At 69.2% G+C, this 14,089-nt stretch carries 8 protein-coding genes; 7 read left to right on the forward strand and 1 reads right to left on the reverse strand.

All coding sequences use genetic code 11. The annotated features are described in order from the left end of the window. The first annotated feature begins 7 nt into the window (after positions 1-7). The 6 genes from DB354_RS14460 to DB354_RS14485 all read left to right on the forward strand — a co-directional run bounded on the left by DB354_RS14460 (position 8) and on the right by DB354_RS14485 (position 9,279). The gene (locus tag DB354_RS14460; RefSeq protein WP_158277544.1) at positions 8-1,147 is read left to right on the forward strand and encodes a hybrid sensor histidine kinase/response regulator; all 1,140 of its coding nucleotides are present in this window, start codon (positions 8-10) and stop codon (positions 1,145-1,147) included. Next, a complete protein-coding gene (locus DB354_RS14465; protein WP_107836342.1) occupies positions 1,144-2,346 on the forward strand; it encodes a beta-ketoacyl synthase N-terminal-like domain-containing protein in 1,203 nt (400 codons plus the stop codon). Before DB354_RS14460 ends, DB354_RS14465 begins: the two co-directional genes overlap by 4 nt. Next, positions 2,325-4,337, forward strand: a complete 2,013-nt coding sequence (locus tag DB354_RS14470) for an ATP-binding protein (protein WP_107836343.1) — start codon at positions 2,325-2,327, stop codon at positions 4,335-4,337. The genes DB354_RS14465 and DB354_RS14470 overlap by 22 nt, the downstream gene beginning before the upstream one ends. After that, a complete protein-coding gene (locus DB354_RS14475) occupies positions 4,316-6,094 on the forward strand; it encodes a hypothetical protein (RefSeq protein WP_146180267.1) in 1,779 nt (592 codons plus the stop codon). Before DB354_RS14470 ends, DB354_RS14475 begins: the two co-directional genes overlap by 22 nt. After that, complete coding sequence (locus DB354_RS14480; protein ID WP_107836345.1) at positions 6,088-7,038, forward strand: hypothetical protein; 951 nt, start codon at positions 6,088-6,090, stop codon at positions 7,036-7,038. Before DB354_RS14475 ends, DB354_RS14480 begins: the two co-directional genes overlap by 7 nt. 246 nt (positions 7,039-7,284) lie before the next feature. Continuing rightward, positions 7,285-9,279 (forward strand): GAF domain-containing sensor histidine kinase, encoded by a 1,995-nt coding sequence (locus tag DB354_RS14485; RefSeq protein WP_107836346.1) that lies wholly within the window; start codon positions 7,285-7,287, stop codon positions 9,277-9,279. A gap of 49 nt (positions 9,280-9,328) precedes the next feature. On the opposite strand, the gene DB354_RS14490 is transcribed toward DB354_RS14485, so the two are convergent. Further along, on the reverse strand, positions 9,329-10,318 hold the full coding sequence (locus DB354_RS14490) for an ABC transporter ATP-binding protein (RefSeq protein WP_107836347.1): 990 nt from the start codon (positions 10,316-10,318) through the stop codon (positions 9,329-9,331). A gap of 299 nt (positions 10,319-10,617) precedes the next feature. Between DB354_RS14490 and DB354_RS22925 the strand changes: the two genes are divergently transcribed. Further along, positions 10,618-13,992: an ATP-binding protein gene (locus DB354_RS22925; protein ID WP_146180268.1), complete on the forward strand. Its 3,375-nt coding sequence runs from the start codon at positions 10,618-10,620 to the stop codon at positions 13,990-13,992. The last annotated feature ends 97 nt before the right edge of the window (positions 13,993-14,089 follow it).

Raw genomic sequence — 14,089 nt, forward strand, 5'->3', positions numbered from 1 at the left:
CGCCTGCATGTTGACCGAGAAATCACCTGCTGCCGTGGTCGAAAAACCGCTGGTCCTCGTCGTGGACGACGAGTACGGACCGCGTGAATCCATCGCCTTCTCCCTGTCGGCGGAGTTTGCCGTGGATACGGCCGGACGGGCGCGGGAGGCGCTGGCGAAGGTGAACGAGCGGGCATACGCGGTGATCGTATTGGATATCCGGATGCCGGAGATGGATGGCATTCGCACGCTGCAGGAACTGCGGAAGGTGGATCCGCACGTTGCGGTGATCATGCTCACCGGCTATGGGACGCTGCAGACGGCGCAGGACGCGATTCTCGCCGGCGCCAACCAGTATCTGCGCAAGCCGCCGGATATTCCCGAGTTGCTGGAGGGGGTGCGGCGTCAGGCGCAGGGCACGCGGCTGCGCCGCGCGCAGGCGCAGGCCATGAAGGATGCGCAGGAGATGAACGTGGCGCTGAAGCGCGAGATCCAGCAGAACGAGCCGCAGATCTGGCAGGCGCGGGCCTCGGTCGAACTCGTCCACGATCTCAACAATCCGCTCACCGTGGTGATCGGCTATGCCGGCCTGCTGGCGGAGGAGGCGCGGCCGCTGACGCAGCGCGATCCGACGCTTGCCAAGAAGCTGCTGGAGTACTCCGGCATGGTCGAGAAGGCGGCCGAATATTGCCACCACCTGTCGGAGAACTGGCGCTTTGCCTCCAAGCAGGTGCCGCAGTTCACGACGGTGGACCTGGTCCAGATCGCGCAGGAGGTGCGGCAGGTGATCTTCTTCGGGAACGCGGCCATTGAACTGGGCGGCGACGCGCGCGCGCGGGTGCGGGGCTCGAAGTTCGAGCTGATGCGCGTGTTTCAGAACCTCTTCAAGAACGCGCTGGAGGCGGGGGCGTCCCGGCTGGCGGTGACGTTCACCGCGCTGGGCTCGCAGATCGAGGTGACGATTGCGGACAACGGCCCGGGCATGGACGCGGAGCAGTTGAAGCGGGCGATGCACGGCGGGTTCAGCAGCAAGGCCACCGGCACGGGCCTCGGCCTGAGCATCTGCCGGCACCTGGTGGGCACCCACGGCGCGACGTTTGCGCTGGAGTCGATGCCCGGCAAGGGGACGACCGCGCGCCTGGTATTCCCGATGGCGGCCCCGGAATGAAGCGGCGCCGCGTCAAGATCACCGGCATCGGCCCGGTCACGCCGGCCGGCATAGGGCGGGAATCTTTCTGGCGGGGCATCCTGGAGCCGGTGAGCCGCGTGCGCGTGGCGGCCTCGATTCCGCCGGAGGACGGCACGTTCGTCGCCGCGGAGGTGCCGGATTTCCAGCTCGAGCGCCACGTGCCGGGCGTGTCGGGGAAGCGGATGGCGCGGCACACGCAGCTGGCGATCGCGGCGGCGCAGCTGGCGCTGCAGGACGCGGGGCTGAGCCTGGCGGCGCTGCGCGGGGTGAACCCGCTCGTGGTGGTGGGCGCGTCGCTCATGGACTTTGGGGCGATCAACCGCGGGATGGACATGATCATGCAGGTGGGGCGCATGACGGGGATTCCGGCCTCGGTCTTCTCGGCCTCGGTGAGCACCATCGGCGGCACGCTGGGCGAGATCATCGGCGGCACGCCGCGGGTCATGGCGCTGCAGAGCGCGTGCTGCTCGGGGCTCGATGCCATCGGCCACGCGATGCAGCGGATTGCCGAAGGCGAGGCGGAACTGGCGATCTGCGGCGGCACGGAGGCGCCCCTGTATCTGCACCCGATGCTCGAATTGTGCATGGCGGGGTTCTCGCCGGAAAACCTGGAGAACCCGCAGGCGCAATGCCGGCCATTTGACCGCTGGCGGACGACGGGGGTGATCGGCGAAGGCGCGTGCCTGCTCGTGCTGGAGCCGGAAGAGAGCCCGCGGCCGGGTTATGCTTTCGTCGACGGCTACGCCTTTGTGTCGGACCCGGTGGGGGCGCTGGCGGAGGGGCTGCGCGAGTCGATTCGCCTGGCGCTGGCGAATGCGCGGTTGCGGCCGGCGGAGATCGAGAGCGTGAGCGCCTGGGGGCCGGGGCACCGGGCGGTGGATGCGGCGGAAGCGCGGGCGTTGCGCGAAATTTTCGGCGCCGGGCTGGCCGACCTCCCCGTGACCTCGATCAAGGGGGCGATCGGCAATCCGCTCGGGGCGGCGGGGGCAATTCAGACGGCGGCGGCGGCACTGGGGCTGCGCGACGCCATGCTGCCGCCGACGGTGAACTGGAAGTATCCCGATCCCGCGTGCGCGCTTAACCTGAGTGCCCAGCCCCGGCACGTGACGCATCGCACCGCGCTCATCAACTCACACGGCCTGTCCGGCACGAACGCATGTCTGGTATTGGCAGCGTAATCTTCAATCCGACGCTCACCGCGGCCGCGGCGGCGCTGGGCGTGGGCTTTGCCGCGGTGTGGGCCAACCCCCGGCGGCCGGTGAACCGGGCGTTCTTCCTGGCCTCGGCGCACGTCGCGACGTGGCTGACCCTCTTCTACCTGACGGTGCGGATGGAGGAAGGGCTGCCCTGGCTGCGGGCCACGACCGCGGTGGGGGCGTTCTTCCCGCTGCAGCTCTGGCTGGTGCGCGACGCGATCTGCGATCCCGGCCCGCTGCGGACGTTCTTGCTGCGCCGGTGGTACTGGGTGGCGCTGGTGACCGCGCTGGGCATGCTGCCCTTCACCTACTGGTTCATCCCGGCCCATTCGACGGCGGAGCAGGAGGTGTATGGGAGCGGGTATTACGTCTACATGCTCGGCATCGTTTCGGCATACGTGGCGGTGGCGGCGGCGACGGTGCAGGCGGTGCGGGTGCAGACCGGCGTGAAGCGTCTGGAGCTGCGCATCCTCCTCATCGGCGGCTGCATCGCGGCGATCGTCATCGTGGCGCTGATGGTGGGGCGCACGGTTTCCGGCGTGCGGTGGCTGGTCGGGCTGCAGCCGCTGGTCATCCTCGTGTTCTACGTCGGCATGGTGGTGGCGATCACGACGGGCCGGGTGTTTGATGCGCGGCAGATCCTGCTGCTCGCGCTGAAGCGGGTGGTGCTGGTGGGCGTGGTCTCGCTTGCCGCCTACCTGCTGGACCGGCTGTTGACCTTCTGGCTGAACGATTACCTGGCGCTGTACGTGACGGTGGGACTCGCCCTGTGGTTTGCCGCCGAGGTGGGCTGGCGGCTTGACCGGTGGATGCAGTTCTATCCCGAGGCGGAGGTGGCGCGTCAGGCGGCGCACGCGGTGGCGCTGCGGGAGAACCGGGTGGAGCGTCTGGAACGGGGTTTCGCCGATGTACTGAAAGGCTGGGGGCAGACCGACCTGGCGATCGTGCTGTATCAGGTGCGTGGGGACTCCCCGGGGCGGTTTGCCGCGGGGACGACGAACGATCCGGTGTGGGAGGCGATGCGGGACCTTGGCTGGGCCACGCCTGAGCGGCTGGCGCGCGAGCGCACCAGCCCGGCGCGGGTGGTGGTGGATGCCTTCCTGCAGGAGCGGCGGCTCGGCGCGCTCGCGTACGCGGACGGCCCGGCGATCGCGGTGCTGGTGGGCGTCGGGCAGGCGGCCTCGCGCCGGCCGTTCACCTATCCGCAGGTGACACAGTTGATGGAGCTGGCGACGATCATCGAGGGCGCCTTCGAGCGCGCGCAGCTCTTCGCGAAGGTTCAGCATGCCGAACAACTCGCGACGGTGGGCCTGCTGGGGGCGAGCCTGGCGCATGAAATCCGCAACCCGCTCGTCACGATCAAAACCTTCGTCCAGCTGCTGCCGGCGCATTACCAGGACGCGGCGTTTCGCGAGAAGTTCTTCCGGCTGATCGCCGACGAGGTGAACCGGATCGACCGCCTGACCGAGCAGTTGCTGGACCTGGCGGCGCCGCGAACCTATGCGGCGACGGTGGTGCACCTGCATCCGATCCTGCGGGCGAGCCTGGATCTCGTGGCGACGAAGGCCGCGCACCGGAACGTGCAACTGGTGGCGGATTTCGCGGCCGAGCCCGACGTGGTGTACACGGATGCCGCGGCGGCGAAGCAGGTGATGCTGAACCTTTGCTTCAATGCGATCCAGGCGCTGGAGACGCAGGACGAGCGGCCGCGGTGCGTGTGGGTGACCACGCGCAAACTGCCGAACAGCGTCGAGGTGGCGGTGACGGATACGGGGCCGGGCATCGCCCCCGAGGTGCTGCCGCGATTGTTCAAGCCGTTCCAGACCACCAAGTCGTCGGGTTTCGGACTAGGCCTTGCGATTTGCAGTGATATCCTCACGAATCTGAACGCCAGCATCTCGGTCGACCCGCCTGCTCCCGGGCGAGGGGCGACCTTTCGCGTCATCTTCCCATGCCAACCCTCGTCATCCTAGCTACACCGGACACGGCGTTGGCGGATGCTTGGGAACGGCAACTACCTCCGGGACGCATCGCTCTCCGCCTCGCGGCGCAGAGTTTTCCCGCGGGCACGGCGCCGGGCTTTGCGGCGGTGGTGGTCCTCGACGCGGTGGCCGAAAGCACGCTGCCGGCGTCGCTGGCGCGTTGTCCAACGATCTTCGTGGGCGAACCGCGGAGCCTGCCGTTCGAGCAGGCGCGGATGGCGGGCCGGGCGCGGGCGTACCTGTCGTATGACGAGAGTGCCACGCGGCTGCGGGAGCTGCTGCCGCTGGTGGAGGAACTTGCGGAGAAGCAGACGCTGGTCGAGATGCTGGTCGACAAGGCGCGGCGGGCGGATCCGCCGCGACCGCTGGCGCGGCCGGGCCCGGTGGATTCGGCGGAGCTGTGGGACTTTCTCGAGGCGGCGGTGGAGAACCTAGAGTCGCGCGAGCGGCTGATGGCGGAGTTTCGCCGGGCCTCGCGGCATCTCCTGCGGGCTTCCCACGCGGTCTTCTTCCTGCGCGAGACCGACGGTTTTCGGGCGGATCGCGGCACGTCGTTCTTCGCGGTCGACGACCCGATGGTGGCGTTCTTCGAGACGCATCCGGCGGTGATCGACGGCAACAACTGGGATGGGCCGGCCGATCCCGTGGCCGAGCTGGCGGTGCGCAATCGCCTCGCGCTCTGGGGGGCGCGGCTGCTGGTGCCGGTGCACGACAACGGCCGGCTGCTCGGGCTGATCGCGCTGGGCGTGCGCGATGACGGTCAGGCGTACGACGAGAACGACCGGGTGCGTGCGGTGTTCTATGCGCGGCTGCTGCGGCATTTCCTGACGAAATCGGTCCAGTTCAGCCGCCTCAATGCGGTGGCGGATCAGGCCGGGCTGGGGGCCAAGTACCTGCCGGGCACGCTGGTGCTCGGGCCGAACGAGAACGCGCCGCGGCATGTGCCGCTCGTGGTGCGCGACCTGATCGGGCAGGTGCGGCGGACGCGGGAAGTCTGCCGCGTGGCGCCCTCGCCGGAGCAGCCCTTCCGGGCCTGCGCGGGCATGGTCGTCGAGACCGGAGGCGTGTGGGCTTTCTGGCAGGAAGCGAGCAGCGAGGTGCACGAGAACGAAATGCGCGAGCGGCTGGGCCGCCGCGCGCTGCTGCGGGATCTGGCGTTGACGCTGAGCCACGAGCTGGGGAACGCGCTCGTCTCGCTGGCGACGTTCCGCCACGCGAAGCCCGGCGAGACGGTGCCGCTGGCGCTGGTGGAGACGGTGCGGTCCGACATCGCGAAGCTGCAGGCGCTGAATGACCATCTGGCGCTGATGCAGACGCTGCACGAGATCGAGCCGGGCGAGGTGGACGTGCGCGAGGTGGCCCAGACCCTGGCCGAGTCGCTCGGCGTGCGGGTCGAGGTTGGCCCGGATCCGGTGGTGCTGAAGGCGAGCCGGAAGCTGCTGGAGTTTGCGCTGACGGCGCTCGTCCGGACCGTGGGCGAGAATCGGCCGGACCACGGCCTGCGGGAGCTGGCGTTGAAGGTACGCTCCACCGGAACCGGTCCGGAGTTGACCGCGCTGCTTTCGCTGAAGGGCAAGAACCTCGAACTCGAGGGCATCCTGCCCGAGCCGGTGAACGGCGCGGTGCCGAACCAGGGCCGCATCGGGGTGTTTCTCGCGAAGGAGATTCTCCGGCTGCACAACGGCGAGATCCACGCGGGGCCGGGACTGGAGGGGACGGAAATCCTCATTACGATCCGGAAATGGTGACGTCGGACACGCTGGGTGATCGGGTGCAGCGCTGGGCGGAAGGCGAGCGAAGGGTGGCGGCGTTGGTGCTGATTGGTTCACGGGCGCGGGCCACGCCGGATCCGCGCCTCGCGGCGGACAAGTATTCCGACTGGGATTATCATCTCATCACTTCGGCGCCGGAGATGCTGCGGACACCCGACTGGATGGCGGCGGCGGGACTGCCGGCGCCGACGGTGTACGTGCTCCGGCTGGGCCGACTCGGTGCGGCGACGAAGGTGACGACGGTGGTGGCCGGCACGCTGATGGACCTGGTCGTGATTCCGACCGGCCGAATCCGTCTCCTGCGCTGGGCGTGGCGTCTGGGTTACGCGGCCCGAAATCCGCGGCTCTGGGAAACGCTGCAAGGACTCGCGGTGGTGCTCGCAGCGGGGCATCGCGTGGTGAAGGGCGGAGCGGAGTGGGTGAATTTCTACGCCCAGCTCGCCCGGGAGGTGCCGCCACCGCGGCTGGATGATGCGGCGGTCCGCCGGCTCGCGGACGGGTTTTACTGCGACTACTTGTCGACCCGGCAGAAGATCGCCCGCGGAGAACTCATCGCGGCGCAGCGCTGGCTGCACCACACCCTTGCCGACGTGCTCTTTCAGCTCCTGCACGAGCGGCGGCTGCGTCAGCGGGAAGTGTCGATGCCGGATGCGCGGCGGATGGAGCGCCTCGCGGATGCCGACACGCTGGCGGCCGCCCGGATCGAGGCGCGGCTGGACGCCCGGGAACTGACGGCGGCCGTCGATACGGCGGCGCAGGCGCTGACCCGCGTGACCCGGGATCTGCTGGGCCCCGCGTGGCAGTGGCCGGAGGACCGGGTGTTCGAGGCCGGTGACGTCAGGCGTGAAGGCGCAGACGTGCGGGCGGCCCCCAGTTGCGGTGCTTCCTCTGGCGGCAAAGCGGCTTCGGAAGCTTCCTAAGCGGCGATTCGGGTGAGATTTGGGCTTAAGAGAAAGACGCGATGGCCGACCGGCGGAGCCAGCCTGAGATGTTGATGTAAAGGGTTTTAGACTTGGCGCAGCGTTGCGGGCGGGCATGCTTCGCGCAGCCAGCCCGTGCGCTTTCCCGTCGTAAATCCAGTTGCCTTTTGGCTCCGTGCGCCGCGTCCAGTCGTGGATGCGTGCCGTGGTGTCGCCATTGCCTGGCGGGAGGGCGCCGCCCGATAGATGCGCGTCCTCGTGGTCACAATCGAGCCCGCCTGGGTGGAGGCGTTGAAGTCGTGCCTGTCGGCCACGGATTCGGTCGTTGCGGCCGACGTGCGGCAGATTGCGCAGAACCCGGCGTTCGCGGGGGCGTGCGATGCGTGTTTCGTGGCGGAGGCGGCGGGCTCGACGTGGACCGTGGAGACGCTGAAGCAACTGAGCGCGGTGACGGATACGCCGCTCTTCGTGCTCACCGACGGGGCGCGGGGGCAGGGCGAGGAAACGATGCTCTTTGCGGGGGCGCAGCAGGTCTTCCGGCGCCCGCTGCGTGGCGCGATGATCCAGCTCGCCATCACGCGTTGCCCGCGCCGTGGGCCGGAATGGACGCCGCCGTCGCCCTCAGCGGCGGGCGTGGGGCGGGCGAGCGAGCTGGCCGAGCCGAACGCGGCGCTGCTGCGCTGGCGTGATTTCTCGCGGTTGCTGCGGCACGCCGCGACGCCGGAGCGGCTGGTCGACGAGTATGTGCGCAGCCTGCGGGACGTGCTGCGCTGCAGCCGGCTGTTCCTGTATGTGCTCGAAGCGGGCGCGAACGAACGGGTCTTCCGGTGCGCCTGCGCGCATGGCGTCGAGGCGCGGGAGTTCGAAGGTTTTCATCTGAACCAGCGAACCGGCGTGGCGCAGGTGGCCGCGGAGCGGGCGACCGTGGTGTGGCGGCACCAGTTGCGGCCGGATGCGGCGCGCGAGGCGATGGCCGCGCGGGAGCTGCAGGCGTTCGGCGCGGAGCTGGCGATCCCGGTGATGGGCCGCGAAGGGGTGACGGCACTCCTGCTCGTGGGGCCGCGGATTTCGGGCGACGCCTACAGCGACGACGAGGTGACGCTGGTTTACCACGCGATCGAGGGCTTGGCGCCGGTGCTCGGGCGGCCGGCGGAGACCCGCGCCGGGACGGAGACGCCCGGGCTGGAGCCGGGCATGGTGCTCCAGGGAATCCCGATGGCCGCGGCCCTGGTCAGCCCCTCGCTCCGGCTGATGGAGGTGAACGCGGCGTTCCGGTCGCTGCTGGGACGCACGGAGGCGTGCGAAGTGAAATTTGATGAACTGCCGCCGAGCTGGACGGGGCCGATCACGGCCGCGGTGCAGAACGGAGCGGATTCGGCGCGCGTGGAGCTGGAGCATCGGACGCTGGGCGGGCCGCGCAAGCTGCGCCTCGGCGTGCGACGCCTGGGCGCCGGCGCGCAGCCGGGCGGGTTCCTGGTGACGTTGGAGGAGGCGCTGCCGGCGCTGTTGGCCGCGCAGGAGGCCGACGCCCACAACATGCACAATCTGCTGCAGCGGGTGGGTGAGCAGCTCTCCAACGAATTTCGCAATGCGCTCACGCCGGTGGACATCATGGTCCAGCTCTCGCGCGACACGTCGACAAGTCGGGACGAACTCGAGCGGCTCGGCACGCAGGTGGACACGGCGATCCACCGGTTGCGCCGCCGCATCGACGACCTCGCCTACCTGACGAAGAACGCGATTATTCCCGAGCCGACGTCGGTCGGTGAGGTGATGCGCTTCACGCGCGAGCGGCTGGATGACTGGCTCGAGCCGCGGCACCTCAAACGCATCGTCTGGCTGAACGAATTCTCGCCCACGGCGTTGATGGCTGACGGGCGCGCCCTCGCGCTGGCGGTGGCCGAACTCGTGATGAATGCGATCGAAGCTTCGGAAGGCCGGCAGGTGACGGTGACGGCGGAGGATAGTTCCGACGTGGTCAGTATTCGCGTGCGCAATTCCGGCACCTGGGCGCCACCGCCGGAGTCGAGCGGCTTCCGGCATCGGCCGTTTATCTCCAACAAGTCGACCGGCGTCGGTCTGGGCATCGAGGTGGCGAGCCGGGTGGCGGAGAATCACGGTGGCCGGCTCGCGATCGGGCCCGTCTCCGCTGATGTCGTCGAAGCGATTCTGCGCGTGCCGCGGAGTTCCACGGCGGCCGGGCCGCGCGAGGTGCGGCCGGCGACGAAGCAGGAAGCCTAGCCGTCGGTGGGCGATTGAGCCGGCGCGGGGCCGACGCGCGCCCGCGAGCTTACTTACCGGCCTTGAATAACTCGGCGATCACTTCCTCGAGGGGAATCTCCTCGATGGTGATGTCGGCGACGGGGCCGGTGCTGAGAATTTCCTGGGAGACGGCGACGACATGCTCGGCGGGAACACGCAACGTGAACTTGCCATCCTCGGTGCGCGTGGTGGCGGCATAACGGGACTGCCAGGCATCCGGGAACGATCCCGCGCCGGCGGTGGTGGCCGGGACGAACGTGATCGTCTTCCGGCGCGCGCCGCCGGAGCTCTCGAGCCGGTCGAGGGCACCGTCGTAGATCTTGCGGCCGTGATCGATGACGACCACGCGTTCGCACAGTTCCTTGATGTCGGCCATGTAGTGGCTCGTGAGCAGGATGGTGACGCGCCGCCGACGGTTGTAGTCCCGGAGAAAGTGTCGGACCGCCTTCTGCGACACGACGTCGAGTCCGATGGTGGGCTCGTCGAGGAAGAGCACGCGCGGCCGATGCAGCAGCGCGGCGATGAGCTCCATCTTCATGCGTTCGCCGAGGGAAAGTTCGCGCACCATGACGTTGAGCTTTTTGCCGACGTCGAGCAGGGCCACGAGTTCGTCGAGGGTGGTTTTGAACTCGTCCTGCGGCAGGGCGTAGATCGCGCGGAGGAGATGGAAGGATTCGATGGCGGGGAGATCCCACCAGAGCTGGTTCTTCTGGCCGAGCACGAGGGCGAAGATCCGCCGGTAGGCGTTCTCGCGGCGGGTGGGATCGTAGCCCGCGACACGGGCCGAGCCGCTGGTCGGATAGATCAGGCCCGACAGCATCTTGAGCGTGGTGGTCTTGCCGGCGCCGTTGGGCCCGAGGAAGCCGACAAACTCGCCCTCGCCGATTCGGAAGGAAATGTCGTCGGCGGCGCGGATCTCCTCGAACTCGCGTCGGATCAACCCGCGCACCCCGCCCCAGAAGCCGGGCTTTTTCCGGTAGGTGCGAAACACGCGCGTCAGGTGCTCAACTTCAATCATGGAGCGCCCAACTAAACGGGCTTTGGGCAAGAAGCAAAGCGAGCACTGTCAGGTAAATGCAGCGGCGCCCAATCGCGGCGGAGGACCGCTGCGGTGGCGGTTCCCCGGATTTGGTTTGAGCTTAGGATCGCATCCCGGAGTCCGATGATTATTCTCTCGTCCGCAAACCGTCCTTGAACGTGCCCATTGGTCTGAGTGCAGCCTTAACCCGCGTCCGCCTCTGGCCTGCCATCTTGGCGCTGGCCTTACCGGCTACGCCGGGGGGGGCGGCGGCGAGCGAAGCGCCGCCTCTGCCGCCGGTGATCACCCGGCCGGGAGAGATGTGGTGGGGCGATGCCGCAAGCCGCAACCAGCCGCAGCGGCTGCGGATGGAAGCCGTGGTGACGTACTACGACCCGACCTGGCAGCTGCTGTGGGTGGGAACGGACAGCGGTTTCGCGTTCGTACGGACGCACGGGCGCGAACTGCCAATCGTCGCGGGGCAACGCGTGTTGTTCGAAGGCACGGTGATTCCCGCGGTCGGCATCTCGGCCGACGCCGTGAAGGCGACGGTGCTCGCGGAGGAAGCGCTGCCGGCGCCGGTCTCCGCGCAAGGACGGCTGGACGACATCGCGGCTCTGGATGCGGCGTGGGCGACGGTGGAGGGCTCCGTGTGCTTCCAGCGCGAGAACGACCCGCGGCATCTCGACCTGGACGTCCTGTGCGACGGGCGGCTGGTGCGGGCGCATCTGCTGGTGGGAAAAGACGCGCCCGTGCCGCAGCTCGTGGGCACGCAGGTGCGGATGAATTTTGTCTATGTCGGCACGCGGGATGCCGCGGGCGGCGTGCGCCGTATCGATGCCTGGGTGCCGCGCGCGCGCGACCTCGTCGCGCTCGGATCCATCGATCGGGACCCGCGGTTCGCGCTGCCGGTTACGCCGATCGACCAGCTGGCCAAGGCGCCGGCAGACACCTGGGTCAATCTCGTCGGCGAGGTCCGGGACCTGGAGGCTGGCCGCTCGGTGACCCTGCGTGATGCCACGGGCCAGATCACCATTGCCACGGAGCAGCCGCTCGAGGTGCAGCCGGGCGATCGGCTCGCGGTGGTCGGGCGGAGGATCGGTTCGGGCGTCAAGGTGACGGTGACCAACCCGCTTTGCCGGATCGCGCGGGAGGGCTCGGCCATGGGGCGGCACGATGGCGTCGCGCCGCCCCGCGCGAAGCTGCGGCTGGTGCAGCAGGTGATGGAATTGCCGCCGGACGAGGCGGCACGGCATTACCCCGCGAGCGTGCGCGGCGTGGTGACGTGGTCCGATCCGCAGGCCAGCTTCTTCTTTCTGGAGGATCCCAGCGGTGGCATCCGTGTGCAATGCGGCCAGCGGACCGAGCCCGCACCGGCGCCGGGTTCGATCGTATCGCTCACGGGTGTCTCCGTGACGGGGGCGTACGCCCCGGAACTCGAACTGCGGGAACTCACGGTGGACGAGGGCACGGTGGAGCCGACGGCGGTGCCAATCTCGCTGGAGGAGGCGATGACGGGAGCGCAGGAGGCGCAGCGCGTGCAGATCCGGGGCTATCTCCGGAGCGCGGAGCAGGCCGGACGGTGGCTGCAGTTGAACCTGACGACGGTGACGGGCGAGTTCACGGCGTTCATGCCGACCCGGGAATCGGCGAGCGCGCTGGTGGGCTCGATCGTCCGCCTTTCCGGCGTGTGCACCGCGGTGGCGAACCCGCGCCGGCAACTGACCGGTATCCGGCTTTGGGTGACGGGGCTGGCCGACGTGCACGTGGAGCACCCGCGTCCGGACGACCCATTCACCGCGCCGCTGAGCACGGTCGAGAGCCTGCACCAGTTTATCGCGTTGCGGACCCAGGCCCGCCCGGTGCGGCTGGTCGGATGCGTGCTCTACAACCGGCCCGGGCGCTTCCTTTATCTGCAGCAGGAAGACGCCGGGGTGCTCGTCCTGCACCGGGTGATGACGCCCGTGGCGCCGGGGACGTGGATCGAACTCGTCGGCCTGCCGGGGCGGGACGGCAGCCGCTTCGTGCTGCGCGAGGGCAATTGGCGGCCGGCAGCGACGCCCGGCCAGGCGCCGGTGCCGCTGCTGATCCGGAAACCCTCGGTGCTGGCTCCCGATGCGGACGCGCGGCTGGTGACGGTGCGGGCGCGGCTGCAGGACAAGATCACGGGACTGGGCACGCACCGGCTGATGCTGGCGGCGAACGACGTGCGCTTTGAGGCCCGGCTCGATGCCACCATGCCGCTGACGGCGCTGCCGCAGGATGGCAGCATTGTTGAGATCACGGGCGTGTATGTGGTGGAGCACGACGAATCCCGGCAGCCGCGCGCGTTCCACCTGGAGGTGCGGTCGCTGGCCGACGTGCGCGTGGCGAAACCGCCGCGCTGGTGGACGGCTTCCCGGGCGCTGCGGGTGTCGGCCGGCCTGGGGGTGCTGGTGCTGGTCGTCGTCGCGTGGGTGGTGGTGCTGCGGCGGCGCGTGCGGCAGCAGACGGAGCAGATTCGGAAACAGATGGAGAACGAGGCCCGGCTGAATGCGGAACTCGAGCGGTCGGCGCGACTCGAGTCGCTCGGTGTGCTCGCCGGCGGCATCGCGCACGACTTCAACAACCTGCTCACGGTGATCATGTCCAACCTCGGCCTGGCAGCGATGGATGCGCGGGTGCAGGCGGCGGCGGGCGACATCATCGCGGATGCGGAGCGCGGGGCGCGGAGGGCGGCGGACCTGACTCAGCAGCTGCTCACGTTTGCCAAGGGCGGGGACCCGGTGCGGCGGGCGGTGGCGCTGCCGGACGTGGTGCGGGAGTCGGCGGAGTTTGGGCGGCACGGCTCCCGGATCCGCTGCGACTATGAGTTTGCGGCCAACCTGCCACCGGCCGACGTCGATCCCGGGCAGATCAGCCGGGTGGTGCACAACCTGGTCCTGAATGCGGCGCAGGCGATGCCCGATGGCGGCGTGGTGTGCCTGCGGCTTCGGACCGTCGAGGTGGGGCCGAAGGAGCTGTCCCTGCCCGCGGGCCGCTACCTCCTGCTGTCGGTAGAGGACAACGGCCCGGGCATTCCGCCGGAGCGGCTGGAGCGAATTTTCGAACCCTATTTTTCGACGAAGGCGAAGAACAGCGGGCTGGGCCTGGCGACGGTGCACTCGATCATCAAGAAGCACCAGGGCGAGATCCGGGTGCAGTCGGAAGTCGGGCGCGGCACGGTTTTCGACCTGTGGCTGCCGATCGCGCAGGGCGAGGTGGCGGCGGCGGTGACGCCGGCGCCGGCCGGCCCTGTGCTGAAGACGCGGATACTCTTCATGGATGACGAGGAGGTGATCCGGCGCAGCGGGGCAAACCTGCTGGAACGGATGGGTCACGAGGTGACGGCGGTGGCGGACGGGGAGGAGGCGGTGCGCGCGTTCGAGCAGGCGCGGCGGACTGGCCGGCCGTACGGCGTTGTGATCCTGGACCTGACGGTGCCGGGCGGGATGGGCGGCAAGGCCGCGATGGAGCGACTGCGGCAGATCGATCCCGCGGTGTGCGCGATTGTCTCCAGCGGCTACTCCACCGATCCGGTCGTGGCGAACTACCGTGAGTACGGCTTTGCCGCGCGGGTGCCGAAACCCTACCGCGTGGAGGAGCTCGCCAGCGCCGTGCAGGAAGTCCTGCGCCGGGAGCCGCCGACGACTTGAGCGCGCGCGAGGCGGGGTGGGCGGACGCGCGTTGTCGCGCCGCCGTGGGCACAAAAAAGCCGCGACCGAAGTCGCGGCTTTGAAACTAGCGCAGGCG

Origin of the sequence: Opitutus sp. ER46 (assembly GCF_003054705.1) — a bacterium.
Classification (GTDB): domain Bacteria; phylum Verrucomicrobiota; class Verrucomicrobiia; order Opitutales; family Opitutaceae; genus ER46.